This window comes from Microvirga tunisiensis (genome assembly GCF_009296175.1).
Lineage (GTDB): Bacteria > Pseudomonadota > Alphaproteobacteria > Rhizobiales > Beijerinckiaceae > Microvirga > Microvirga tunisiensis.
In genome coordinates, this window is the sequence record NZ_VOSK01000012.1 from 1 (window position 1) to 25,812 (window position 25,812).

The window sequence follows — 25,812 nt, forward strand, 5'->3', positions numbered from 1 at the left end:
GACTGGGTCGCCGATCAAGCCCTTCTTGTGAAGCCGATCCGTCGTTGCCCAGTCGAAGCCCTTCCAGGCACAACGCTCGTTATGCAGCGTCAGCCATAACAGCGCCAAAACGGCATCGTCGATCTTGTCCTCATCGATCTCCATGAACCGACGTTACCACGCGCGGCACCCAAAATCCCGCGGCCCCGCTCGGATGGATACGATGTGGTTGTTACTCCCATCATCACTCGGAATGGCAGCCCTCAAGGCTTTCTGTGCATCTCTCGTGACATCACGGAGTTTCGACAGACGGAGCAGAGCTTGCGCAGAAGCGAGAAGCGTCTCCGTACACTTGTCGATGTCATGCCGCTCTCCTTCACATCGCCGCAGGTGGTCTGGTTCAGCGATCCGGATGGCGAGTTCACGTACTGCAACGATGTCTGGTACGAGTACACGGGCCTACGATCCGACACAGGAAGCAAGGAATGGCTCACGGTCGTCCATCCTCTCCACCGCGAACGGGTTCTGGAGCTATGGAAGGGGGCTCTTGGAAAGGGCATTTCCTTTGAAATGGAAATGCTCTTTCGCCGTGCATCCGATGGAATGCATCGCTGGTTCATCGTCCGGGGACAGCCGCTCAAAAATGAGCAAGGCAAGGTTGAACAATGGTTCGGCATTGCAATGGATATCCATGAGCGTAAGCAATCCGAGCAGGCTCTAAGCGAGAGCGAGGAGCGCCTTCAGCTTGCGCTAAAGGCAGCGCGTATGATCGCGTGGGAGTTCAATCCACAATCAGGCGCCACGACGCGGTCCGAAAACTCGCTTGCGCTCCTGGGCATCACGCCCGGAGCCGACAAGACCTTCATGACCGACATCCATCCGGATGATCGTCAAAAGGTGAAAGATTTTCTTCAGCGGATACAGATCAGTGGCTCCGACTCGATAGAATGTCGCTATGTGATGCCGAGCGGCGAGATTCGATGGCTCAGAGCGCGAGCCGAACAGGCGGGGCACGACCGAATCGTAGGAGTGACGTTCGACATCAGCGAGCAGAAGGAAGCGGAAGAAGAGATCTGGCGTTCGGCCAATCACGATGCGCTCACGGGTCTTCCCAATCGCAATCTCTTCCAGCGTCGGCTCGAGATGGCCCTAACCGCGGCAAAGCAGAGCGGCACGAGCGTGAGCCTGCTGCTGATCGATCTAGATGATTTCAAAGACATCAACGATACCCTCGGCCATGACGCGGGCGATGCCTTGCTGCATGAGACGGCGCGCCGGCTCTCCGGCATGGTACGGGGCTGCGATACCGTGGCCCGAATCGGCGGCGACGAATTTGCTGTGCTCGTTGTCGATCCGCTCAAACTTGAGAATGCCACGCGCCTGGGCACTCTGATCGCGGATATGCTTCGCCAGCCTTTTACTTATCAGAAGCGAACTCTCGTCAGCCGGGTGAGCATCGGTATCGCGGCTTTCCCAGATCATGACGGGACGCCGGCGGAACTGGTCAAGGACGCGGACATTGCGATGTACCAAGCAAAGTCTCAGGGCCGCAACCGGGTCATCACCTACTCGCCCGAGATGCGTAGGGTCATTGAGCAGCGCGTTTCCCTGGGACGGGGAATGCGTGAGGCGATCGCCAACGATGAGGTCCTCCCATTTTACCAGCCGAAGGTGAGCCTCTCGACAGGCGAGATCGTCGGTCTCGAAGCGCTGGCGCGCTGGAAGCATCCGACCAAAGGCATTTTGACGCCGAGCTTCTTCGGAGCCGTTTTTGAGGACCATGAAATTGCAGCCTCTATCGGGAAGCTTCTGACCTCGAAGATCGCGGCAGATGTTCGTCAATGGCTTGACGATGATCTTCCGTTCGGCCGCATCGCACTCAACCTGTCTCCGGCTGAATTCGGTCAAACGGGTCTCGTCGATAACATGTTGAGAACTCTAGACTGGCTTAAGGTTCCTCCAACAGTCTTTGAAGTCGAAGTCACGGAGACCGTCCTCCTCGGAAGGAACTCCAACAATGTCTCCTCCGCTCTTGCACAGTTTCGCGAGCATGGCGTCCAAATCGCTCTCGACGATTTCGGCACCGGTTATGCCTCGCTGACCCATTTGAAACAGTTTCCGGTCGATCACATCAAGATCGACCGCAGCTTCGTGCGGGATCTGGAGCAGGATTCCGACGATGAGGCGATCATCGCCGCTGTTATCGGCCTTGGCAGAAGCCTTCAACTCCAAGTGACGGCAGAAGGCGTGGAAACTCACGGCCAGGCGCGGCGTCTGCGTGAGTTGGGCTGCGACCATGCACAGGGTTACCTCTATGCGAAGCCGATGGCCGCATCACAGATCCCGGATCTCTTGACACGATGGAGTGCGATGCTGGTGAAGCCTCGGCACGAGAAGAATGTAAAACTGCTGGGTATCTAGCCCTCTCAATCAATCGTGTCCGCGTCTCTCAATCCCGCATCGGCTTTAACCAACACTTCGTGCTAGGATCGGGATGACAGGCAAGGATTCGTCCGAATGAGCGTTTCCATTTCGAGCCCACATCTGCAGGCCCAGGTCTCCGAGAACGGCGCCGAACTCGTTAGGCTCCAGGACGGCGTAGGCCTGGATCTTTTGTGGGACGGCAACCCAGCCTTCTGGACCGGGCGCTCGCCTCTACTCTTTCCTATCGTCGGTCGTGTGAGAAACGATCGGATAAGAGTAGACGGATCAGAGTATGAGTTACCGAAGCACGGCTTTGCACGCACCTCCCGGTTCGAAATCGATGAGGTCGGCCCCTCCCAATGCCGCTTTCATCTACGCTCCGACGAGACCACGCTTGAGCGATATCCATTCCCGTTCGCGCTCAATATTTCCTACAGGATCGAGGACGCTACGCTGACGATCACGGCCTCGGTGACCAATACCGGCTCTACCGTCATGCCGGTCTCATTCGGCTTTCACCCGGCCTTTCGCTGGCCGCTGCCTTTTGGGGCACCGCGGGAAGCGCACACAATCCGCTTCGATCGCGAAGAAACGGCCCCCATCCGTCGGCCCGTCGACGGCCTAATCAGCCGGGATGCTGAGACGAGTCCCGTTCACGGGCGAACACTTCCATTGCACGACGGCCTTTTCGAGACGGACGCCATCGTCTTCGACCGCATCGAGAGCAGCACTGTCACATATGGAGCGCCAAGTGGCGGTTCGATCCGTGTCGATTTTCCGGAAATGCCGCATCTCGGTATTTGGACCAAACCCGGAGCTGGCTTCATCTGTATCGAGCCTTGGCAGGGCCACGCCGATCCGGAAGACTTCGACGGCGATTTTGCCGCCAAGCCAGGCGTTCTTCTTATCCAGCCAGGCGACACGCGAAGCTTCACAATGGGGATCACCGTTAGCAGCGCCGGCCTGTGAATTTTCTGGAATAGTTCTTGACTATGCCGCGTCGGGTCGTCCCGATGCTTGAGTGTGGGTCAATGGCTCGTCACGAGTTCGCGGATGTGCTGGACCACATCTTCGCTGGAATATGGCTTCGGTACGAAGCGCCCCTCATCCGGTATCTGCCCGGGACGCAGTTTGTGATAGGCGGAGGAGATCAACAGCGAAATATGCGGCCAGCGCTGCTGAACATTTTCGGCAAGGTCAAGGCCGTTCATGGACCCAGGCATGTCGATATCTGTGAAGAGCACCTGTACGTCATGGGAGCAGATTTCCAGCACGGCAAGGGCCACATCGGCATTGGCCGCTTCGAGCACATGAAAGCCGGCATCCTGCAGATCGTCAGCTGCCGCCATCCGCACCAGGAGCTCATCCTCGACGAGCAGAACGACTGGCGTGTCATCTGAATAATTGTTCATCATAAGGCATGGAACGAAACTAACTTATGTTAGTTCCTACTGCTCAGGTAGTTTTTTAAGGGTGGACCAAGCGATGGCGTCGCACAAATTCAAGCTTGGAGATCAGATGCGATTGGTCAAGCTTGCGAGCGCGAACACTGTTGAGGCCTTTCTCAACATGGTGACGACCATCGATGTCACAAGGCCGGAGGATACATGGGAGGTGACTCGCCTCCTTCCGGCAGACAGCAACGGCTTCCAGTATCACATCAGGGGAAGTCAGGAAGGTCCAGAGCGCCTTGTACGGGAAGAACAGCTCCATCCCGTCTGACAAAACGGCCTCGACTGAATCAGGGCCATAAGCACCGCCTGGTGACTTCGCTGTCGGCGATGCTTCCCCTTAAACATCATGGCAACGGTCGGTTCAGCCAGCCTTGCGAAGCGGACTTTCAGCAACCTGATCGGCCGCAGGCTGGTTCCTACGGTGAAAGTCATGCAGTTCCTGTCGAACCGTCTCGAGAACCGGATTGAAAGTCGGCCCGTGCTCCTTCGCAATCTCGACGAGCACATCGATTGCCCGGAGCAGACGCTCCTCGGTCACAGGTTCCCACTTGCGTCCTGACCACTCGTCCATCTCAGACCCTCCTCGTGGATTGAGAGAGACACTGGCCCAGAGAATCTTGCATCCGGGTTAAAGCCGGCGATCAAAATGAGGGCATGCACAGGCCGCTGGACTGCCTCTGTTTCCGAGGCTGGAGTCTCGCGTGAGGGAGCGCAAGAACCGCTTGTGCCCATAAGTGCGTGGAACCGCTGCGTTATTCGGAAGGTTTACGGTTGAACCGGGTCTTTTGGCCGGCAACCGATAAACGAGGCTGTATCCGACTATGGCAGATAATCCGGCTATCCAGCAACCTGGAGCGCGGCAATCCTCCTCATCCTCGACTGTCACGACCATGTGGGCCGTGGTTCTCGGATGGGCCCTCGTGCGGCTCGTTGTTGGCGGGGAGCGTTCCACTCCGACCCAGGCCGGACGACCATCGTCAGACCCGGCACAGGCCAGGGGGCAGGCACGGAACGCCGATTCAGACTTTGCGGAAAAGCAGCATGCGTCACCGCAGGCGGCTGCCGAGAAGGGACGCGGGCGAAGCGCCGACGCGCCGACGGAGATCCCGGCACGCGGATGGAAAGACATCCTGTGGCGCACCTATGAAGAGTTCAACAAAGACCGTATCATGTCGGTTGCGGCCGGCGTCACTTACTATGCCTTGCTTGCTGTATTCCCCGCGATTGCGGCTCTTGTCTCTATCTATGGTCTCTTCGCCGATCCAGGCACGATTCAAGAGCATCTGAACACCCTGTCAGGCGTTTTGCCCGGCGGTGCGCTCGACATCATCCGCGAGCAGGTCGTACGTATAGCATCGCAGGGAGGCGGCACACTCGGGTTCGGATTCATCTTCGGATTAGGATTGTCGCTCTGGAGTTCCAATGCTGGGATGAAAGCCATCTTCGACGCCCTCAACATCGTCTATGGTGAGGAGGAGAAGAGAAGCTTCATTAAACTGAACTTGCTGTCCCTCTCCTTCACGCTTGGCGCCATCGCATTCATTCTTATCGCTCTCGCCGGAATCATCGTTCTGCCGATCGTCCTTAATTTTATCGGCCTGGGCTCAGGAACCGAGTGGCTGGTGTCTCTTGCACGATGGCCCATACTCCTGATCGGCGTCATATTTGGCTTGTCGCTCATCTATCGTTTCGGACCCAGCCGTGACAAAGCGGAGTGGCGCTGGGTGACACCTGGAGGAATTGTGGCTGCCGTCCTGTGGCTTGCCGTTTCCATGCTCTTTTCATGGTATGTCGCGAACTTCGGAAGCTACAATGAGACTTACGGTTCACTCGGTGCCGTCATCGGCTTCATGACATGGATCTGGCTGTCGACGATTGTGGTTCTGCTTGGTGCCGAGATAAACGCTGAGATGGAACATCAAACTGCCAAAGATACGACCGAAGGGAATCATCAGCCCATGGGAACTCGCGGCGCAAGGATGGCTGATACGATTGGCGTGGCAAAAAGCTGAATCGCACCAGATATGTCATCATAAAGGGCGCTCCATGGGGGCGCCCTTTGTCTTGCATGGCCGAGGACAAACTTGTCGAGGGGCTTTATGAATGAGTTGAGATCCGGTCGGATCAGCTTATCGAGCTAACGAAAATGCGCTGGTCATGGCCAGCGCATCATTCATCCTTTTGCACGTCTTGTATCCAGCTTCAGACCCGGCCGGCCGAGACTGCACCTCCCAAAGTCGCTACTTTACGGGCTGCCTTATTGTCATCAGATTGATCTTCCGCGAACCAAGCAATTGTCGCCTTTAGACCGGCGTCCAGAGATGTGCGTGGCGCCCAGCCAAGCAGTTTTTTGGCGAGGGAAATGTCGGGGCGACGGCGACGTGGGTCGTCGACCGGCAGTGGTCGCGTGACAATGCGGGATGAAGACCCCGTCATAGCCAAGACCTTTTCGGCCAGATCACCGACAGTGAGTTCAACCGGATTACCGAGGTTCACGGCGCCAGGGAATGATTCGTCATAGGCCATGAGACGCACGAAGCCATCGACGAGATCTGACACATAGCAGAACGACCGCGTCTGGCTTCCATCTCCATAGACTGTAATGTCGTCACCTGCGAGAGCTTGGCAGATAACATTCGAAACCACACGTCCGTCGTCAGCTCGCATGCGCGGACCATAGGTATTGAAGATCCGCGCCACGCGGACATCAGCTCGCCGTGAACGGTCAAAATCGAACGTCAGCGTCTCCGCGGCCCGCTTGCCTTCATCATAGCAGGCACGTGGGCCTGTAGGATTGACATTGCCCCAATAGCTCTCCGTTTGTGGATGAACCTCGGGATCGCCATAGATCTCGCTTGTAGAGGCGAGAAAGAAGCGGGCACCTGTCGCTTCAGCGAGGGTGAGAAGGCTATGTGTACCGACGACGCTCGTCAGCATGGTATGCTCGGGATCTGCCTGATAATGCGGAGGAGAGGCTGCACAGGCAAGATTGAAGATTTCATCGATCTTCACGCGTTTGGAACGCAGCCGAGCTGGCAGTGGCTTGATGATATCGCTGTCAATGATATCGAAGCGCGGCTCACGCTCTAGATGACGAATATTCTGCTTTCGTCCCGTTTGAAAATTGTCCAGAGCGATCACATGAGCGCCTTCACTGAGAAGAGCATCGCAGAGGTGAGACCCGAGGAATCCGGCCCCACCTGCTACGAGAACATGCTTACTATTGCCATTCTTCATGAGACGCTCTCCTTCTCAGACCCGCAAAGGGCCTCAAGGTACAAACCTACTCTGCCCAACATCGAAGCGTGGCATTTGTTCAATGCCATCTTTAGAATCTATTCATAGGATCAGGATTCAACTGCCAAAGCGAGCGGCTGTTCCTGACGTCGATGTCGAATGGCTTCAAAAAGGACCTGCTCCATCGACGCTGCACGATGGGCGGACGTATGCTGCTTGAGAATGCGATGCCGGGCGCGCGTGCCCAGAGCTCTTCTCTGATCATCGGACCATGTACCGAGTACTCTGAGAACATCGTCAGGGGTGCGAGCGAGGAGGATCTCGCGATCCGGTTCAAGAAGCGTTTCGATTCCTTCCCATGTGTCGGAAATTATCGGCGTTCCACAGGCAGCGGCTTCGAAAAGACGAACACTTGGGCTGTATCCCGCCCGGATCATGTCGGCCCGTGTGACATTGAGGGTGTACCGGCTCCGGGCATAGAAGGCTGGATGATCGTTTGGCGGCACGTGATCGATACGCTCAACATTGCCCGGCCACTCAATTCCTATCGGATACTGCGGGCCAGCCACCGCGAAACGCAGATGAGGTGCTTTTCGGGCCGGCTCGATCAGGAGCCGTTCTAGCGTCGGCTGTCGATCCGGACTGTAAGTGCCGAGGTAACTGAGATCCCACCGCTTCTCTCGATCACGCGTCGGATATGCCTCGGGATCGACGGAGCAGTACAGAGCTCTTGCGGCCGGCGAGCCATACCGCTCTATGAGCAGATTGAGGGTCGGTCCGCCGGTGAAGGAAAAATAGACATCGTAGTGAGGAATCAGGTTCGGCGTGAGATATTCGTAATCGCCTCTCTCCAGCTTCGCGAGTGTTACGGGCGTATCGATGTCATAGAATGCCACCACACCATTTGCCACCCGCTGAACGTAGCGACCGACATCCACACCTTGTGGCACATAGGAGCCGACGATAACTGCATCGGCACCTTTGATTGTCTCTCGATACCGCTCAAGATCCTTCAGATTGGAATAGAACTCCAGACGGCAAAAATCAGGATCCTGCAGATCGCGATGGGAGGCATACCAGGGCACGTCGCGCTCAAGGAACAGTACATCATGCCCGCGCGCTGCGAAGGCCCTCAATAACGCACGGAAGGTTGTCGCATGACCGTTTCCCCACGAGGAGGACAAACTCAACCCCAAAACGACGACGCGGAGCTTGGTCACGCCACGCTCCTTTCATGCTTCTGGGAGGCCTCCTCGCGCAGGATAACATCCACCTCGGCACCACGGCGGGTATAGGTATGCTCGGCCATGATGCGCGCCCGAGCGGCCTCGCCGATAGCGCGAGCTCGCTCCGGTGTCAGGGCCTCGACATGGTCGGCCACGTCCTTGCCGTCGCGCGCCACCAGAACCTCCTCTCCATCCTTCAGGAAGATTTCCAGCCCGACCCAGGCATCGGTGATCAGGCATGCACCGGCTCCCGCGGCCTCGAAGACGCGGGTTGCGGGTGAGTAGCCCGTACTCGCCATCGAATCACGGGCAATGTTGAGAACGGCCAGCGGGCTCGTGTTGAAAGCGTTATGATCACGCGTATAGACATGGCCGATATGGCGTACGTTCGACGGCATATCTTTTGTTTCCCAGCCATTGCCTCCGATCAGGAAGCTGCGATCCGGCAGACGCGCAGCTGGTTCCAGGAAGAACTGCTCCACGCGCGCCTCACGATCGGGCAGGCGATTGCCGAGGAAGGACAGATCCACCTTGAAGCGTTCATCTGCTGGGACCGGATGATGGGTTATCGGATCGCAGGCATTGTAGATCGGGATGCAACGGCGGGCGCCGAAACCCTCATAGGATTCGATCACCGGCGGACCGCCGCCATAGGTGAGCACAAGATCGAGAGCCGGCATCGTGCGATGAAGCGGATGGTCGGGGCTTTCGCGCATTTCGGCCAGGGTTGCAGGTGCATCCACGTCCCAGAAGATGCGGATGGCATCGGGACGCGAGGCAGCGACGATCCCTTCCAGCAGTTCGCTATCGAATACACCGACACCGGAGGCCTTCACCACCACATCGGCTTTTGCTGCCTCGGCCACAACACCGCGCATGGCCTCTGCCGTCGCGGGGTAGACCTTCACCTCCGCCCAATCCGGTTGCTCGATGTCCCGGTGCTTCTGGCGATCGAAAGCATCGGGTTCATAGAAAGTGATGCTGTAGCCGCGCCGAGCGAGATCGCTGAGGAGACCGCGATAGTAGGTAGCAGCCCCATTCCAATACGAGGACAGAAGGCTGGAGCCGTAGAAGGCGATCTTCATGCGGGTATCTCCATCGGCGTCGAGGCGCCGTGATTTGCAAGAATGACGAGGAGTTGATCGGCCCGATGAGCACAGGAATGACGGCTCTGGATAGCCTTGAGTCCATTCTCTATCAACGCGCTGCGCAGATTGGGATCGTTGAGAACCGCTTTCATGTGGCGCTCCATCTGCACCTCGTCCTGGGCAACCAGATAATCCGTCCCGGGACTGAACAAGCCTTCTGAATCGCTCCACGGTGCGGAGATCAGCGGGATGCCGCAGGCGAGAGCTTCAAATACCCTGATGGTGGGAATACCCGGGAGTATGTCGACATAAAACCGCCGCGGCACATGCACAGTCGCCAGATGTCTTGCAAAAACCTCAGGTGCACGAGCGTTCGGCAGCCAGCCACGATAGGTCACACCATAGCGGGCGAGTGTTTCAAGAGCATCTTCCGGGTAACGGACACCATAGATATCAAGAGGCAGACCGACGGTCTGCGCAGGGCGGAAGAGGAAGCTTTCCAGTTCCACACCGCGCTCGTCGTCGCCCCAGTTGCCGATCCACACCACGCCCTTCCGTTCTGTCTCCTGCGCAGGAGGGTGAAAGAGCCGGGTATCGGCGGCCTCGTGCCAAACATGGACGCGCTCGCCCCAGCCCCAACGGCGGTATACCTCCGCGAGCGCTTCGCCAAAGGCGAGGACGCCGTCATAGCCGTTGAGATCGAACTGGCGGATGGCGTTGGGATCGCTCACCGCCCTGTGGTGCGTGTCGTGGAAGAGGAGCCTGAACCGGCCGCCCTGCCGCCGCACCTTCCCGATGGCAGCAACCAACCAGGGATCGCTCCATTCGTGCACGATGACCACGTCGGCATCGGCAAGCACTTCTTCGAGATCGAGGTCGGGATCAAAGACTGTCGAGGACAATTCAGGGTAAAGGCTGCGATAAGCGTCGAGTCCTGCCTCTCCGTGATCCTTCAGGAGGTTCTCCAGGCTCCAGGCTCCCCGCGGCTCATAGGCGATGACTGCATGTCCACGGTGAGCGAGTTCACGCAGAACTCCACGCAGGAAATGCGCGTTCCCATGGTTCCAGCATGAGGCAAGGGAATGCGTGAAATAGATAAACTTCATGCCGCAGCTCCCTCAGGGGAGGACATCAGAGATCTCTGACACAGGACCGAATGGTAGGTGTTCAGAACACCCGCGCTCATGGCATCGACAGTGTAGGCATCAGCCCGTTCTCGGGCAGCGCGTCCCAGAGCCGCGCGGCCTTCAGGATCCTGCAAAAGGTGGTCGATCACTTCAACAGTTGCACTCTCATCGCTCGGATCAACGAAGAGTGCGGCACCCTCCCACAGTTCACGGAAAGTTGGAATGTCAGACAGGACCAGGGCACATTCCATCTGAGCGGCTTCCAGCACCGCGAGACCGAAGGGTTCATAACGAGCCATCGAGATGAAGATCGGCCTTGCGCTCAGATGCTGCGCAATCTCCGCGTCGCTTAACCGACCAAGCACTTTGGCGTGGGCAGCCTCAACATGCGTACCGTTTGGCCCTTCAAGAGACCCGGCGGCGAGAACCGGAACAGTGAGGTGAGATGCGACTCGATCAATGACTGCGAAATTCTTGCCTTCGTCCCAGAGGCGCCCAGCCGTGAAGATGATATGTTCATCGGGTACGCTTCTGCCCACCGGCATAGAACGTCTGCCATTACTGACGACTGTGGGTGTCTGCGCAAGACCGTATGCCTGAGCCGTAGCTTGAGCGAATGCCAGCGTTGGCGCGAGGAGCCGGTCGGAAGAGCCATACCCTTTCGCGACGAGCTCCGTCCGCCAGGCGAATTCTTCTGGCAGCGATCCGCCTTTGACTGCCTGCCACCAGGTTGCGACGCAGGAGTGACAGACCGCCACGACAGGAACGTCGAACGGAGCATTGGCCGCCAGAGCTGGGGAATTGAGATGAAGAAGATCCGGTCGGATTTGCGCTGCAATATGGGCAATCGTTCGGCTGGTCTCCTCAACCTCGCATCGATTGCGAGCCGTCCAATCTAGTGGAAGACCAGTTAGGATAAGCTTTGCACCAGTGCTTTCGGCCATAGCTAGCTGATCTGCAGAGGGGGAAGGCCCCAGCACTGCGATTGTCGTCGTGACACTGTGCGCACGCAGACCCTCCGAGAGATCCAGCGCATATTGCCAGACCCCACCGACTGCATCTGCTGTCATAAGCACATGCAGATCTGTTTTCTCGTCAGGCCATGCCATGGTTGCTCTCGATGTTACGCAACTTGAAAACGGAATGGGCCCTCATGACAGAGCCTCTGCATTCTGCAGGCTAGAAGGCGACGAACTCAGACGCGCGAGGCCCCTCTCCTCCTGCAGCCATTCCGCCAGCGTTGCCACACCCTTGAGCCACGAAATCGGCTGCTTCAGCCCGAGCTCCTGAGTCGCGAGGCGGGTATCGGAGACGTAATAGCGCTGATCGCCGGCGCGCCAATCGGCATAGATCGTCTCGACTGGATGGCCGATGACATTTTCAATATGGGTGATGAGCTGACGGAGACTGATGGCATTTGCCGGGCCGCCGCCAAGGTTGAAGGCCCGCCCCTGAACTGCCTCGATAAGTTTCCATGCGGAAGCATAAGCAGCGACGGCATCGGAAATATCGAGCACATCGCGGACCTGACAGCCATCGCCGTAGATGGTAATCGGCTCGCCCTGAAGAGCTCGGATCAGGAAATGAGCCACCCAGCCCTGATCCTCGGTTCCCATTTGTCGCTGACCATAGATGCAACTCATCCGCATGACGCAGGTCGGAAGCCCAAAGGAACGGGCATAATCCAGAACATATTGATCCGCCGCTCCCTTCGAGCAGCCATAGGGTGTGTGGAAGTCGAGAGGCCGATTTTCGCCAATTCCCGTATTCCTGATTGCAGGGTCACGGGGTTTGTAGGCATCGTTCGTTTTCTCCAACTCCACATCCCCAAGGTCCCCATAGACCTTGTTCGTGGAGGCAAAGATCAACGGCACCCTCTCGCCACGCTGTCTGAGCGCATCGAGCATATTCAGGGTGCCGCGAATATTGATCTCGAAGTCCTCGCGGGGATCAATAAGGCTGGTCGTTACCGCAACCTGAGCCGCCATGTGAAACACGGCCTGCGCTTCGCAGGCGGCATCGGCGACAGACGTCTCATCGCGGATATCACCGATCACAGTGGAGATCTTGCTCGGATGCCGTTTCTTGAGCCATTCGAGGTTGCGGTCGACGCCGGATCGGGCCAAGGCGTCATAGATCAGAACATCGTGTCCCTCGCTGGCAAAATGGTCGGCGAGATTGGAACCAATGAAGCCAGCGCCACCTGTCACCAGAACGGGTCGATGGCGAAGTACGGCTGGCGCAGCAGCCGATGTGTCTGATGCTTTCATGCCACCAAACCTCGTGCTTCCAGCTCCCTTCGGGCTTCGTTAACGAGATCCTTGGCTTCCTGCTTGGCTACCCATTCGGCAAGTTCCGCCAAGCCTTCCGCGAAGTCTTTTCCTGGCTGATAGCTCAATTCCTGCTGGATCTTGCTGATGTCGGCGATGCAATGGCGAATGTCACCAATGCGTGCCTTGCCGGCAATCTCCGGCGCCATCGGCCGATTCATCGCCTGAGACAGGAGCTCCGCGACTTCGGAGACGGTACGGTCCTGCCCGCTTCCAACGTTGTAGACGCCGCCCGGCGCCTTTTCGTGCTCTAGCGCCAGAACAAATGCCTGCGCGACATCCTCCACATGAACGAAGTCGCGACGCTGTTGGCCGTCCTCGAAGATCATCGGCGGCTGGCCATTGTGGAGCCGCGACGCGAAGATGGCGAGAACGCCTGTATAGGGATTGGACAGAGCTTGTCCTGGTCCGTAGGCGTTCCAGAGCCGGAGCGCCACACCCTCCATGCCATAAGCGGGGCACAGTGTCAGCGTCAGTCGCTCTTGAACGTATTTCGAGAGCGCGTAGACCGAGGCGAGCGCGGGCTTCTTCCACTCGGGCGTCGGCACCGGGATCAGAGAGCGCCCCTGTTCGTCCAATGGATCCCAAGGATCGCTCTCATTCGCGCGTGGCGTTCGAACAACATCCTCTCGGATTCTCCCATCCGGATCCTTATAGAGGCCCTCGCCATAGATGCTCATGGACGAGGCGACAACCACCCGCTTCACCGGATTGTCGATGAGCTGCTGGAACAGCACAGCTGTGCCGTAATCGTTGACGGACACGTAGCGGTCGACCGCATACATGCTCTGACCGACGCCAACCTCGGCTGCAAGGTGGACTACCTTCGTGGCCCCCTTGAGCGCCCGCAGGAGTGCTGCCTCATCGCGGACGTCCCCTACGACGACCTCGACGTCCGGACCGAGCCCGTCGGCCTGCGTCCTGTCACCGTGCACCTGCTCGATGAGACTGTCGAGCACGCGCACCTTGTGTCCACGCTCCAAGCAGGCGCGCGCAACATAGCGCCCGATAAAACCTGCCCCGCCGGTAATAAGGATCGTATCCGTCACAAGATGTCTCCAGATTGGCTTCTGGCCCAAGCGCCGATGAATCAGACAGGAGACGACAACCCATTCCGCAACCGGAAATGTGACGCAGAACATGCACATATTCCAGCTTAGGAGCAGGCATTTCAGCAGACCTCGCCAAACGAGGACTGCGCCATAGATCTCCCTCACAAGCTTGAGTTTGCGTTCAGGAAACTCCGAGGGATCATCTTTGTTCCTGACTTCGAAGCAGTAGTTTGGGCGCTCGGCTGTGAAGACAAGAGTCACAGGTGCGGAATCTGAGCGGAACAACCAACCTTCTTCAAACGTTGAAGGCCAAGCTTTTTGGGAAAGTTCAGGTCGGATGCCTGCGGCCTGCCGGTGTCTTTTTGTCTGAAAAGAGAGCATCCGTCCGGCCATACATGGGAGATCCGTCATGAGTTCGAGGAAGGTCCGCGTCGGGATCGTAGGCGTCGGCAATTGTGCCTCGTCCTTCGTGCAGGGCCTCTCCTACTACAAGGATGCGAAAGGCAACGAGCCGGTCCCTGGACTGATGAATGTTGAGCTCGGCGGATATCATATCAGTGACGTCGAAGTGTCTGCGGCCTTCGACGTGAATGCTTCAAAGGTGGGGTGCGATGTTGCCGAGGCAATCTTCGCGGAGCCTAACAATACGCAGCGGTTTGCCACAGTCCCGCAGAGTGGGATTATCGTCAACCGGGGCAGGACACTTGACGGGCTTGGCAAGTATTTGCGCGAGACGATCGAGGAGTCGCCCGACGATGAGGCCGACGTCGCGGCGATTCTGCGGCAGTCAAAAACGGATGTCCTCGTCTCTTACCTTCCTGTCGGTTCACAGAAAGCCACCGAGTGGTATGCCGAGCGGGCGCTTGAGGCGGGATGCGCATTCGTGAACTGCATCCCGGTCTTCATTGCCTCAAATCCGGAATGGCGTAAGCGGTTTGAGGAGCGCGGGCTCCCCATCATCGGCGATGACATCAAGAGCCAGGTGGGCGCCACCATCGTTCACCGCGTACTCGCCAATCTCTTTCGTGAACGTGGCGTGCGACTCGATCGCACTTATCAGCTTAATTTCGGCGGCAATACCGACTTCCAGAACATGCTGGAGCGCGAGCGCCTCGAGTCGAAGAAGATATCCAAAACGCAGGCCGTCTCAAGTCAGCTCGACATTCCCCTGCCCGCAAGCGACATCCATGTGGGGCCGAGCGATCACGTGCCGTGGCTCACCGATCGTAAATGGGCCTACATCCGGCTCGAAGGCACGACCTTCGGGGGCGTGCCGCTGAACATGGAAGTGAAGCTCGAAGTCTGGGACTCCCCGAATTCCGCTGGCATCGTGATCGATGCAGTGCGCTGCGCGAAGCTCGCCATGGATCGTAAAATCGGAGGTGCACTCACTGGTCCGTCCAGCTACTTCATGAAGTCTCCGCCACAGCAATTCACCGATAACGAAGCCCGCGATAGAACCATCCGCTTCATCAACGGTGATGAAGATTAGGGCGCAGGAGGGTCAAGGTGACCACCACGTTCTTTCTCGTGCGCCATGCAGCCCATGATCGGGTCGGCACTATTCTGTGCGGACGCATGGCGGGAGTGAATCTCGGCTCCGTCGGGAAAGTTCAAGCAGAACGCCTGGCTCAACGCTTTGCCAGCGAGAACGTGGCCTGCATTCGTACAAGTCCTCTTGAGCGGGCGCTGGAGACGGCACAGCCTATTGCATCCCGCCTCGGACAGCCTTTCCAGATTTGCGAGGCCATCAACGAAATCAATTTCGGCAGATGGTCCGGTACGAGCTTCGACGCGCTGAGTCGGGATCCGCACTGGTCCTCGTGGAACAGCGCGCGCAGCACCAATCGTCCCCCTGAGGGCGAGACGATGCTGGAGGCGCAAGGACGCATTGTCGGAGCCATGGAACAATTGCGCAGCCTTTACGCTGAACGTTCGATCATCCTTGTGAGCCACGGCGATGTGATCAAGGCTGCCCTCCTTTACTATCTCGGCATGCCAATCGATGCCTATTGCCGCTTTGAGGTGGAGCCCGCCTCGATCTGCACTCTCGTCGTGGGCGGCTGGGGTTCCAAGGTTCTGCGGTTGAACGAAGTGGTGGCCGCATGAAGATCATCATATTCGGCCTGACCATCTCCTCATCTTGGGGCAACGGCCACGCGACCCTCTGGCGTGGCTTGTGTCGGGCGCTCGCGAAGCGGGGGCATAGGGTCGTGTTCTTCGAGAAGGACATGCCCTATTATGCGGCCAACCGGGACTTTTTCGAGCTTCCGGGCGGCGATCTCATTCTCTACCAGGATTGGGACGGCATTCGCCTCCAGGCTGAGATGGAGCTCAAGGATGCGGACGTGGCCATGGTGACGTCCTATTGCCCGGACGGCATCGCCGCCGGCGATCTCCTGTTGACTGCACCACGCGCCACCCGCGTTTTCTACGATCTCGACACTCCGGTGACCTTCTCGCGTCTGGATGCAGGCGAGCCGATCACCTACATCGGCCCTCATGGTCTTGGCAATTTCGACTTGGTCTTGAGTTACACGGGAGGCCAAGCTCTTGGGAAGCTACAGGCCGAGCTTGGGGCAAGACGCGTTGCTCCCCTTTACGGTCATGTGGACCCGGATGTGCATCGCCCGGTGCACATCATCCAGCATTACGTCTCCGATCTTACCTACCTCGGCACCTATGCGGCGGATCGTCAGGATGCTCTGCAGCGTCTCTTCATCGATCCTGCCGCTCGCCGGCCGGATCAGCGCTTCCTGATCGGTGGGGCGCAGTATCCGGACACATTTCCCTGGCAGCCCAACATTCATTTCGTGCGGCATCTTCCTCCGCCAGAGCACCCCGCCTTCTTCTCGTCCTCACGCCTGACGCTCAATATCACGCGGCAGGCCATGGCGGAGATGGGCTGGTGCCCCTCCGGGCGCCTGTTCGAGGCAGCGGCTTGTGGTGTGCCCATTCTCTCGGATTGCTGGGAAGGCCTCGATAGCTTCTTCGAGCCTGGCAAGGAGATCCTGATTGCGGGGAGGACGGAGGATGTGGTCGCAGCTCTCGACCTCACGGACACCGAGTTGAAGCGTATTGCCAAGGCAGCCCTGGAGAGGGCGCTCGAAGAGCATACGTCGGAGCGCAGGGCAATGGAGCTTGAGATCTTGCTCGAAGGCTCCAGTTCCCTCTCGCCCTCGACCGGCGGCCGCGCCGCCATGATGGAGGCCTGATCATGTGGGGAATCATACCTGCGGCAGGGATCGGTAGCCGCATCCAGCCGCTGGCGTTCTCGAAGGAGCTTCTGCCCGTGGGAAGCCGTCTCGACAATGGCGTCGAGCGTCCCTGCGCCGTCAGTGAATACCTTGTCGAGCGCATGATTCATGGCGGGGCGGACAAGATCTGCATCGTCATTTCCCCCGGCAAGTCTGACATCATGGAATATTATGGAGCAAGCTACGGCAGCGCGTCCATCGCCTATGTGGTCCAACCGCAGGCTCGTGGCTTGTGCGATGCGATCTTCCAGGCGGCTCCGCTCATTTCCGCCGACGAAAGCGTGGTCGTCGGCCTGCCCGATACGGTCTGGTTCCCTGAGAAAGCGCTGGCGGAACTGCCGGAAGAATCTCTCTCGTTCCTTCTCTTTCCTGTCGACAATCCGGAGGTCTTCGACGCGGTGATCCTGGACGAAACGATGCACGTCCAGGAGATCCAGGTGAAGCAGGCGGATGCCGCCTCGCGCTGGATCTGGGGTGCTTTCAAGATGCCGGGCCATGTTCTGGAAGAGCTCCGTCAGCTTTGGATTTCACGCAATCACGAGGACGAGTATTTCGGCACGCTCGTGAATGCCTATCTGGCTGAAGGAGGCAAGGCTATCGGCGTGAAGGCCGGCGAATCCTATGTCGATGTTGGAACCTTGCACGGCTACCGCGCCGCCATCGGACTGCTGAGCGAAGCGGCCCAGCACGACACCATGACCGGCGCCCGCGTAGCCCTTGGCTGGCCGGCGGGTCGGCTACCGCGCGGACTTCATGACTTGAACAGGGAGTAATCGTCACGATGAATGCCATCGATCCCACGCCGCCTGACGAAATCCGCCGGAAAGCCGAAGCGCTTGGGCCCTGGTTTCACAACATCGAGCTGAAGGGAGGCGTCTGGACCGCACCCAACCATTTCCTCGGCAATTATCCCGCCATTAAATGGCAGCGATTTGCCGACGCCATTCCGCAGGATCTCACCGGCAAAAGTGTGCTCGACATCGGCTGCAACGGCGGTTTCTATTCCATGGAGATGAAGAAGCGCGGTGCGGAGCGCGTGCTCGGAATCGACTTCGACGAAGCTTATCTCGCGCAAGCCCGTTTCGCTGCGCAGACGATGGACTACGACATCGAGTTCCGCAAACTCTCCGTCTATGATCTAGGGCAGCTCGGCGAGCGCTTCGACGTCGTGCTTTTCATGGGCGTTCTCTACCACCTGCGCCATCCCTTGCTGGCACTCGACCTGATTCACGAGCACGTCGCCAAGGACCTCCTCGTGTTCCAGTCGATGCAGCGTGGATCAACTGATGTCATGCCTGTCGAGGAGAACTATACTTTTTGGCAGACGGAACACTTCGACGATCCACGCTATCCGAAGATGCACTTCATCGAGCATCGCTACGCCGACGATCCTACGAACTGGTGGGCGCCGAATACCGCCTGCGTCGAAGCCATGCTCCGCAGCGCCGGGTTCGAGATCGTCCAGCATCCGGAAACCGAAGTTTACATCTGCCGCCGTGTCGATGCCCCACCCGGGGCGGGCGCCGTCTATCCGGCCCAAGGGAGAAATGCATGATCGAAGCTGCAATGATCTGGAACGAGCCCAACAACAAGTCCCATTGGGACCCGGAGATCGATCCGGATTGGAAGCTCTTCTCCGAGATGGCGATTGCCGCAGGTCAGGCGATCAAGGCCGAGAATACCAATCTGCCGCGCGTGCTCGGTGGCATCTCACCCATCGATCCAGGCTTCATCAAGAAGCTGGAAGACCATGGTGCCATGGATCACCTGGATGTCGTGGCCGTCCACGGGTTCCCACTCGACTGGAATCTGTGGCAGATCCACGATTGGCCTGCGAAGATCGACGAAATTAGCACGGTGACGGACAAGCCCATCTGGGTCAGCGAGGTCGGCATCTCGACCTTCGGTGCCGAGGAGGTTCAGGTTTGGGGTTTGAACCGGACTGCCGAACTCCTGATAGGCAAGGTGCCGAAGATCCATTGGTATAGCCTGTACGATCTTCCCCGCGCCTGGGAGGCCACGACGCGTCACAGGGAGGCCGAAGGCTCATCCTATTACAGGCATTTTTACATGGGCCTTCTGCGCGAGGACGGCTCGCCGAAGCCCGCTCTCGAGGAGTTCGCGAAGTACACGCCGCAGATGGGCTTGTGCCAATGGTTCCACTATGAAGACCACCGCCTCGACGATGCAGTAACCTGGATGAAGCGCCTGGGCGTGAAATACCTGCGCACCGGCCTATCCTGGGCCGACAGCTTCCGCCCGAATGCGCTGGACTGGTTCGACCGTCAGATGGAAGCGCTTGCGGATTTCGATGTGACGGTGACCTTCTGCTTCACGCCGGAGCATCGTGGAATTGCGCCACATCACACCAGCGCACCGCAGGCAAAAGAAGAATTTGCGGAATTCTGCGCCAGCATGATCCGACGCTATGCACCTTCGAACCGGTCAGCTCAATCGGACAAGATTTTGGAAGTTCTCTGAACCTGTTTTAAGCGGCTCCATAGGAAAGGCGACCGAACCTGGGGTTCGGTCGCCTCAGTATTTCTAGGATCAATTAGAACGGCGCCCTATCGGCCATAGATCCGATCGAGCACTCTTGCGACATCCACCAGATGCTCCGCAGCCGGATCGAAGCGTTCACCCGCCGCCAAGCGTGAGGCCCAGTCCGTAGCCGCCCGCCCGCCCCACTCATCTGGCGGCGCAGCCAACGTCTCGCGCGACGTGCCGCGATAGCGCTCCGCAATGAAGTCATAGAAAGATCCGTTCACGTTGCGCAGTGACAAGCCACCCTGTGTCCCATAGAACGTGGCTGAAATCATCGCATCGCATCCTGCCTGAAGCCGCCAGGAGCAGGCGAGTTGCATCACAGCACCCGTCTTCAGCTCCACGGTCGCGACGGCATAATCCTCCACCTGCGATGCGGTATCCGTCAGCGGCGCACCGCCTGTGAAGAGCTTGCCCGTGACACTCGCGATATCTGGATTGTTCAATGTCCACAGAGCGAGATCGACAAGATGAACGCCAAGATCCATCACGCAGCCGCCGCCGGAGAGATCCGGATCATAGAACCACGGCTTGTCTGGCCCATAGGCGTTGTGGAATACGAGATCCACCGCGTAGACGTGTCCCAGTTCGCCTGAATCGACGATTTCGCGGATGCGGCGCATCCCTTCCGTAAAGCGGTAAGAGAGATCGACGCTTAACAGCCGGTCGGCGTTGCGTGCGGCATCGACCACCGCCTGCACCTCTGCCACCGTCCGGCCAAGTGGCTTTTGGCAGAAAACGGCGACGCCACGCTCCAGAGCCAGGATCGACTGTTCTGCATGCATGGCGCTTGGGGTCGCAATGACAACACCATCAACTCCGAGATCCAGGATCTCATCGAGTGTCGAGACCAGCTTCGCGGCGGGAGCGAGCTTCCCGGCCTCCGCGGCCATATCCGGCGACGGATCGGCGATAGCGGCGACATCGATGGCTCCAGTACCGAGGATCGCCTGCATGCGGTTCCGACCGATCCAGCCGACACCGAGAAAGCCGAGACGCGGGCGAGCGGGCGAGACTTCAGGAGGCGTCCCGTGCAAAATCTGTTGCGTTATCAGAACGTCACCAGAGCTTTGAGGAAACCGTCCGGCCGGTCGCGCGTGGCATTAAGCGCCTCGTCGAGCCTTTCCAAAGGATAGCGGTGCGTATAGAGAAAACTCGGATCGAGGCGCCCGGACGCGATGGCATCCACCGCCTCGTGCAGGCCCTGGACATAGACGTTCGAATCGCGTTCATGGGCATTGATCACATCGATGCCACGCCAGTTCCAGAGCCACATATTGACCTGTCGTGGACCATCCTGATGGTAACCAGCGACGATGAGCTTTCCGCGTTCACGGGTCAGTTCGCCCGCGAGATCGAGCGGCCATTGCTTTCCGACGGCCTCGATCACCCGGTCGCAGAATGTGCCACCGGTCAGTTCCTTGACCTGCTCAATGATCGCGGAGTGATCCTCCATCGGAATCGTCTCGGCTGCGCCCATGCGGCGGGCGAGATCAAGCGAGTATGGCCGCCGCGAGATCGCAATCACGCGCGCACCGGCGTCTGTTGCAAGCTTCGTCAGGATCGCGCCGAGAAAGCCGATGCCGATGATTGCGACTGTTTGCCCAGTCTCGATTTCGCTGCGATGGAAGATATTCATAGCGCAGCCGAGCGGCTCGCCGGGAAAAGGCTGGCCTGCGAGAGCATCCGGCAGGCGCACCACCGCATCGGCCTCGGCCAGATCGTATTCGGCATAGGATTTATAGGAGAGTGCCGCCACTCGGTCGCCGATCGACAGCCCTTTGACACCCTCGCCGATAGCATCCACGAAGCCCCAGGCCTCGTGGCCGAGGGCGCCTGGCTCGGTGGGATACTGCATCCATTCGGGGCCGGCCCAAGGCGTCAGGTTCGAAGCGCACACGCCGCAACCTTCCAAGCGTAGCCGTACCTGACCGGGTCCCGGTTCCGGACGTGCAACCTCGCTGATCTGGATCTGACCAGGTCCCGTGACAATGGCGGCTCGCATGGTTCCTGGAACCCCGGCTTGCCCGTCGCTCCTCTTGGTCAAAGAAGCGGAAATGTCGCTGCTCGCACCATTCTCGTTCAGCAAGTTTGTCCCTCCACGCTACAGCCCGAGCAATTAGGGACGGGGGCGGGGACTTCAAGGCTTGGCTGTTTGTGTCATGATGCTGCCCGTTCCGTAGCAGCGCTCCCGGATCATGCCGTGGTCTGGGCACTTATTTCAGCAACGTATTTGATGCGCGCTGCGCTGTCAGGCTCCAAACCCTTTTCCGTACACCACTTCGCGAAGGTATCGGGTTCAATCATGATGCGCGAGATCTGAAGACCGGCCTGGCGGCCGACATTCTCGTTGTTCTCGGCCGCTGCCAGCCAGGTATCATAGGTGGAGGCAAGATTGTGCCGGTCGGTCATCATATCGCGGATGCCGAGATAATCCTCTCGCCTGTACCAGGGCAGGCCGATCCGGCGAGGCGGCGCATCCGTCATTCACGGTCTCCAGACAATGGGCACCGGGCCCGATTCATCACAGGGCTCGGTGCCGCAGCATTCCTTCAGCTCAACAGGTAGAACACCGCCGGTGCGGCCGTAAGAAGGCCAGCCGTCGTGAGCAGCATGAGCCGATGATCGGGATTCGCAATGCGATGAACCTTCCGCGCCGTGGAGCCGGCTTCCATGCTCCAGCCATTCATGCAGGAACAGAGAAGACGATGGGAGGCTCCCTCGGACAGTTCGAAGAACTCCATGGCATCCCCGAGCGTGTCGCCCTTGAGGCCGGCAGCCCGCAGGACGGGATCCTCGAAGGCCACCGTGATGGGAGATTCGTCGGACCGCAGCTCCGGTCGCTTGTCCTTGGGAACGAACTCGATCTCACCCAGAGACCTCAAGCGCCGTTTCGGCTGGCGCTCCAACACTTCGGCCCAACGCTCAAGGCGTTCGCGCCGGGACAGGAAACCTTGCTTGAACTCATGCACTTCAGCGACGCTACGCAGCTTCTCTACAGGCTTGTGTTCCATAGGTATTCTCCTGCAAGGGAGCCGACCCTCGAAACCAGGGCCGAGCCCAGGGAACCTATGATCGCGTGAATCCCTGGCTTTTTTGCGTCAAACGAGCGCATCGTGCGGAAAAGTGGATCTGGTTTTCCGCTCGAACCGATGCGCTCTTCAAAGAGTGGAGCATCGGAATGGATCCCAAAAGTGGGGCGCACTTTCGGGTCCGATTCTCTAGCTCTCAGAAGAGCGTTTCGTGCGGGTGGGCCACGTGCTCCTGGAAGATCGCTCCGGTGGCCGGCTCCACCTCTTTCAGCACGACCGCATAGCCCCAAAGATTGGCCACCATCTGAAGGACCCGCTGGGCGTCGTCCTTGTGCAGCAGGGTCCGGTTGAGGACGTGATGGTGCAGGATCAGGCGCCGGTCCCCGGCGAGATCCACATCGATCACCTGGATGTCGGGGTCGCTCCAGCCGACATCGTAATGGCGCGACAGTGAGCGCCGCAGGCGCCGGTAGCCCCGCTCGTCATGGATCGCCTCGATCATGAGCTCCGGCCGGTCCGGATCGTCGACGAGATGGAACATGCGCCATTTCCGGATCAGGTGCGGGCTCAAGAATTGCGAGATGAAGCTCTCGTCACGGTAATTCGCCCACACATCCCGCAGAACCGCCATGGCATTGCCGTTGCCGGCGATGTCGGGGAACCATTCCCGGTCTTCCGCGGTCGGCTTCGTGCAGATGCGCTCGATGTCCTGCATCATGCCGAAGCCAAGCGCATAAGGATTGATGCCGCCGTAGTGCGGATCGTCGAATTCGGGCTGCCGGGTCACGTTGGTGTGCGATTGCAGGAATTCGAGGAAGGCGCCGTCGCTGATCTGCCCTGTCTCGTGCAGGCGGGTCATGATGCGGTAATGGCAATAGGTGGCGCAGCCTTCGTTCATCACCTTGGTCTGACGCTGCGGATAGAAATACTGCGCGATCTGGCGCACGATGCGCAGGATCTCGCGCTGCCAGAGCTGCAGGCGCGGCGCGGACTTTTCGAGAAAGTACAGGAGGTTTTCCTGCGGCAATTCGAGAAGCGCGCGGCGGCGCTCCTCGCTCAATTGCGGCTTGGCGGCAGCTCCCTTGGTCGGCACCGTGCGCCACAGATCGTTGAAGGTCTGCTCCTGATGAAGCTGGCGCTCCCGCTCCCGGCGCTCCTCCGAGCGCAGGTCGGGCCGCTTCTTGCGCGGATAGCGGTGAACGCCGTGGGACATCAGGGCATGGGCGGCATCGAGCATGCGCTCCACGGCCGCGTGCCCGTAACGCTCCTCGCAGCGCGTGATGTAGCCCTTGGCGAATTCGAGATAGTCGAGGATCCCATCGGCGTCGGTCCATTCCTTGAACAGGTAGTTGTTCTTGAAGAAATGGTTATGGCCGTAAGCCGCATGGGCGATCACGAGGGTCTGCATCGTCGCCGTGTTCTCCTCCATGATATAGGAGATGCACGGGTTCGAGTTGATGACGATCTCATAGGCGAGGCCCATGAGCCCTTGGCGGTAGCTCGATTCATGCAGGGCAAAGCGCTTGCCGAAGGACCAGTGCTTGTAGAACAGGGGCATGCCGATGGAGGCATAGGCATCGAGCATCTGCTCGGCGGTGATCACCTCGATCTGGTTGGGATAGACGTCGAGTCCCAGCTCGCCGACGCCGATGGCCTCGACGGCATCATGAATGCGCTGGATCGTCCCGAAATCCCAATCGGGCCCATGGAAGAGCAGGTTGTCTTGCTCGATCACGCTCATGGAACTCTCGCCCCGGCTTCCGCTTCGCGCCGGCGGAAGAGTTCGCGGAAGACGGGATAGATCTCCCGGCGGTGGTTCACCTTGCGCATGGCGAGATTGGCCCCCTCCTCCTGGAGCGTCTCATAGGTCTGCCACAGAGACGTCTTGTGATTGATGAACCCGGTCTGCATCCGGTCGCTGTCGCTGCCGACTTCGAGATAGGCATAATACTGGCAAACCGGCAGGATCACGTCGCGCAGCAGGGTCGCGCTGGTGGTGCCATCATTGGGCGAATTGTCGCCGTCGGAGGCCTGGGCCGCATAGATGTTCCACGCATCCGGCGAATAGCGCTCTTCCACGATCCGTTGCATCTCCCGCAAGGCCGAGGACACCACCGTTCCGCCGGTCTCTGGGCTGTTGAAGAAGGTCTCCTCGTCCACCTCCTTGGCCTCATGCGTGTGGCGGATGAAGACGATCTCGACGTGCTTGTAGCGCCGCGTCAGGAAGATGTAGAGCAGCATGTAGAAGCGCTTGGCGAGGTCCTTCATATGCTCGGTCATGGAACCGGACACGTCCATGAGGCAGAACATCACCGCCTGGGCGACAGGCTTCGCGACCGGCTCGAAGCGGCGATAGCGCAGATCGATGGGATCGATGTAAGGGAACCGTTTGGTGCGCAGCTGCAGCTGTTCGAGTTCGAGCCGCAGCGCGGCCAGGCGCTCTGACGGCCCCTCCTGCTCCTCGAGACGGTCGATCTCTTCCTGAAGGCGGAGCAGGTCCTCGGATTTAGGCCGCCGCATGGCGATACGGCGGGACAAGGCGTTGCGCATGGAGCGCAACAGGGCGAGGTTTACGGGAGAACCGGTAACGGTATAGCCTGCCCGGCGGAGCCCTTGCGTCTCCACCGTCGCGACGCGCCGCTTTGCCAAATCGGGCAGTTCCAGGTCGTCGAGGAAAAGATCGAGAAACTCGTCGCGGGTCAGGACGAAGCGGAAATCGTCCTCGCCCTCTCCGTTGTCGCCGCCGGCCGCACTACCGCCACCGCCGGGCGGCCGGTCGACGGTGTCGCCTTCCACGAAGCGCTTGTTGCCGGGAAGGATGTGATCATGCACCCCGCCCTCGCCGGACCGCCGGAAGCTGGGCTCTCGAACACCGTCGGCCGGGATCGAGACCTCCCCTCCCCGTTCGAGATCGGTGATGTCCCGATCGCCTGCAGTCTGGCGTACGGCCCTCTGAATCTGCGCCTTGGCTCGGCGAAGAAAACGTTGGCGGTTTGCCAGACTCTTGCCCCCTGGGTTGAGGCGCCGGTCGATGATGTACATAGGAACGCCTGATCTGCCTC

The 25,812-nt window shown here is 59.1% G+C and carries 25 protein-coding genes; 9 read left to right on the forward strand and 16 right to left on the reverse strand.

Translation table 11 applies throughout. The annotated features are described in order from the left end of the window. On the reverse strand, nucleotides 1-144 hold a 144-nt coding region (locus FS320_RS47650; protein ID WP_244626992.1), incomplete at its 3' end, for a DUF6429 family protein. 156 nt (nucleotides 145-300) lie between these two features. Here FS320_RS47650 and FS320_RS49690 point away from each other — a divergent pair. Together FS320_RS49690 and FS320_RS06095 are read left to right on the forward strand one after the other, a co-directional pair. Next, nucleotides 301-2,400, forward strand: a complete 2,100-nt coding sequence (locus tag FS320_RS49690) for a sensor domain-containing protein (RefSeq protein WP_162002856.1) — start codon at nucleotides 301-303, stop codon at nucleotides 2,398-2,400. A gap of 96 nt (nucleotides 2,401-2,496) precedes the next feature. Continuing rightward, on the forward strand, nucleotides 2,497-3,372 hold the full coding sequence (locus FS320_RS06095) for an aldose 1-epimerase family protein (RefSeq protein ID WP_152710203.1): 876 nt from the start codon (nucleotides 2,497-2,499) through the stop codon (nucleotides 3,370-3,372). Nucleotides 3,373-3,431: 59 nt separating this feature from the next. Here the strand turns inward: FS320_RS06095 and FS320_RS06100 are convergent, their stop codons facing one another. Together FS320_RS06100 and FS320_RS06105 are read right to left on the reverse strand one after the other, a co-directional pair. Then, nucleotides 3,432-3,818, reverse strand: coding sequence for a response regulator (locus FS320_RS06100; protein ID WP_152710204.1), 387 nt, complete (start codon nucleotides 3,816-3,818; stop codon nucleotides 3,432-3,434). A 400-nt stretch (nucleotides 3,819-4,218) separates the two neighbouring features. Then, nucleotides 4,219-4,428, reverse strand: a complete 210-nt coding sequence (locus FS320_RS06105) for a hypothetical protein (RefSeq protein ID WP_152710205.1) — start codon at nucleotides 4,426-4,428, stop codon at nucleotides 4,219-4,221. A 250-nt stretch (nucleotides 4,429-4,678) separates the two neighbouring features. Here FS320_RS06105 and FS320_RS06110 point away from each other — a divergent pair, with 250 nt between their 5' ends. Continuing rightward, nucleotides 4,679-5,869: a YihY/virulence factor BrkB family protein gene (locus FS320_RS06110; protein ID WP_152710206.1), complete on the forward strand. Its 1,191-nt coding sequence runs from the start codon at nucleotides 4,679-4,681 to the stop codon at nucleotides 5,867-5,869. A gap of 190 nt (nucleotides 5,870-6,059) precedes the next feature. Here the strand turns inward: FS320_RS06110 and FS320_RS06115 are convergent, their stop codons facing one another. The 7 genes from FS320_RS06115 to FS320_RS06145 form a co-directional block, all read right to left on the reverse strand. Further along, complete coding sequence (locus FS320_RS06115; RefSeq protein WP_152710207.1) at nucleotides 6,060-7,094, reverse strand: UDP-glucuronic acid decarboxylase family protein; 1,035 nt, start codon at nucleotides 7,092-7,094, stop codon at nucleotides 6,060-6,062. Nucleotides 7,095-7,204: 110 nt separating this feature from the next. Further along, on the reverse strand, nucleotides 7,205-8,314 hold the full coding sequence (locus FS320_RS06120) for a glycosyltransferase family protein (protein WP_162002857.1): 1,110 nt from the start codon (nucleotides 8,312-8,314) through the stop codon (nucleotides 7,205-7,207). Beyond that, nucleotides 8,311-9,405 carry a CgeB family protein gene (locus FS320_RS06125; RefSeq protein WP_152710208.1) on the reverse strand — a complete coding sequence of 365 codons (1,095 nt, stop codon included), beginning with the start codon at nucleotides 9,403-9,405 and terminating at the stop codon, nucleotides 8,311-8,313. Before FS320_RS06125 ends, FS320_RS06120 begins: the two co-directional genes overlap by 4 nt. Beyond that, complete coding sequence (locus tag FS320_RS06130) at nucleotides 9,402-10,514, reverse strand: CgeB family protein (protein ID WP_152710209.1); 1,113 nt, start codon at nucleotides 10,512-10,514, stop codon at nucleotides 9,402-9,404. The genes FS320_RS06125 and FS320_RS06130 overlap by 4 nt, the downstream gene beginning before the upstream one ends. Next, nucleotides 10,511-11,644, reverse strand: a complete 1,134-nt coding sequence (locus FS320_RS06135) for a glycosyltransferase family 4 protein (RefSeq protein WP_152710210.1) — start codon at nucleotides 11,642-11,644, stop codon at nucleotides 10,511-10,513. The genes FS320_RS06130 and FS320_RS06135 overlap by 4 nt, the downstream gene beginning before the upstream one ends. Before the next feature lie 42 nt (nucleotides 11,645-11,686). Beyond that, nucleotides 11,687-12,805: an NAD-dependent epimerase/dehydratase family protein gene (locus FS320_RS06140; protein ID WP_152710211.1), complete on the reverse strand. Its 1,119-nt coding sequence runs from the start codon at nucleotides 12,803-12,805 to the stop codon at nucleotides 11,687-11,689. Beyond that, nucleotides 12,802-13,914 carry an SDR family NAD(P)-dependent oxidoreductase gene (locus FS320_RS06145; protein ID WP_162002858.1) on the reverse strand — a complete coding sequence of 371 codons (1,113 nt, stop codon included), beginning with the start codon at nucleotides 13,912-13,914 and terminating at the stop codon, nucleotides 12,802-12,804. Before FS320_RS06145 ends, FS320_RS06140 begins: the two co-directional genes overlap by 4 nt. A gap of 412 nt (nucleotides 13,915-14,326) precedes the next feature. On the opposite strand from FS320_RS06145, the gene FS320_RS06150 reads away from it, so the two are divergent. The 6 genes from FS320_RS06150 to FS320_RS06175 are packed head-to-tail and all read left to right on the forward strand — an operon-like array spanning nucleotide 14,327 to nucleotide 19,655. Beyond that, on the forward strand, nucleotides 14,327-15,409 hold the full coding sequence (locus tag FS320_RS06150; RefSeq protein WP_152710212.1) for an inositol-3-phosphate synthase: 1,083 nt from the start codon (nucleotides 14,327-14,329) through the stop codon (nucleotides 15,407-15,409). Nucleotides 15,410-15,426: 17 nt separating this feature from the next. Further along, on the forward strand, nucleotides 15,427-16,026 hold the full coding sequence (locus tag FS320_RS06155) for a histidine phosphatase family protein (protein WP_162002859.1): 600 nt from the start codon (nucleotides 15,427-15,429) through the stop codon (nucleotides 16,024-16,026). Then, nucleotides 16,023-17,132 (forward strand): CgeB family protein, encoded by a 1,110-nt coding sequence (locus tag FS320_RS06160; protein ID WP_152710213.1) that lies wholly within the window; start codon nucleotides 16,023-16,025, stop codon nucleotides 17,130-17,132. Before FS320_RS06155 ends, FS320_RS06160 begins: the two co-directional genes overlap by 4 nt. Before the next feature lie 2 nt (nucleotides 17,133-17,134). Continuing rightward, a complete protein-coding gene (locus FS320_RS06165; protein ID WP_152710214.1) occupies nucleotides 17,135-17,947 on the forward strand; it encodes a nucleotidyltransferase family protein in 813 nt (270 codons plus the stop codon). An 8-nt stretch (nucleotides 17,948-17,955) separates the two neighbouring features. Next, nucleotides 17,956-18,729 (forward strand): TIGR04290 family methyltransferase, encoded by a 774-nt coding sequence (locus FS320_RS06170; protein ID WP_152710215.1) that lies wholly within the window; start codon nucleotides 17,956-17,958, stop codon nucleotides 18,727-18,729. Then, nucleotides 18,726-19,655, forward strand: a complete 930-nt coding sequence (locus FS320_RS06175) for a glycoside hydrolase 5 family protein (protein WP_152710216.1) — start codon at nucleotides 18,726-18,728, stop codon at nucleotides 19,653-19,655. Before FS320_RS06170 ends, FS320_RS06175 begins: the two co-directional genes overlap by 4 nt. Nucleotides 19,656-19,741: 86 nt before the next feature. Here FS320_RS06175 and FS320_RS06180 read toward each other — a convergent pair whose 3' ends face one another. The 6 genes from FS320_RS06180 to FS320_RS06205 all read right to left on the reverse strand — a co-directional run bounded on the left by FS320_RS06180 (nucleotide 19,742) and on the right by FS320_RS06205 (nucleotide 25,792). Continuing rightward, nucleotides 19,742-20,755, reverse strand: a complete 1,014-nt coding sequence (locus FS320_RS06180) for a Gfo/Idh/MocA family protein (RefSeq protein ID WP_162866260.1) — start codon at nucleotides 20,753-20,755, stop codon at nucleotides 19,742-19,744. A gap of 14 nt (nucleotides 20,756-20,769) precedes the next feature. Further along, the gene (locus FS320_RS06185; protein ID WP_152710256.1) at nucleotides 20,770-21,723 is read right to left on the reverse strand and encodes an MDR/zinc-dependent alcohol dehydrogenase-like family protein; all 954 of its coding nucleotides are present in this window, start codon (nucleotides 21,721-21,723) and stop codon (nucleotides 20,770-20,772) included. Between the two features lie 191 nt (nucleotides 21,724-21,914). After that, nucleotides 21,915-22,205 carry a hypothetical protein gene (locus FS320_RS06190; RefSeq protein ID WP_152710218.1) on the reverse strand — a complete coding sequence of 97 codons (291 nt, stop codon included), beginning with the start codon at nucleotides 22,203-22,205 and terminating at the stop codon, nucleotides 21,915-21,917. Between the two features lie 65 nt (nucleotides 22,206-22,270). After that, nucleotides 22,271-22,732, reverse strand: coding sequence for a hypothetical protein (locus FS320_RS06195; RefSeq protein WP_152710219.1), 462 nt, complete (start codon nucleotides 22,730-22,732; stop codon nucleotides 22,271-22,273). Nucleotides 22,733-22,946: 214 nt separating this feature from the next. Beyond that, the gene (locus FS320_RS06200) at nucleotides 22,947-24,491 is read right to left on the reverse strand and encodes a SpoVR family protein (protein ID WP_152710220.1); all 1,545 of its coding nucleotides are present in this window, start codon (nucleotides 24,489-24,491) and stop codon (nucleotides 22,947-22,949) included. Further along, nucleotides 24,488-25,792: a YeaH/YhbH family protein gene (locus FS320_RS06205; protein ID WP_152710221.1), complete on the reverse strand. Its 1,305-nt coding sequence runs from the start codon at nucleotides 25,790-25,792 to the stop codon at nucleotides 24,488-24,490. The genes FS320_RS06200 and FS320_RS06205 overlap by 4 nt, the downstream gene beginning before the upstream one ends. Nucleotides 25,793-25,812: the final 20 nt, after the last annotated feature.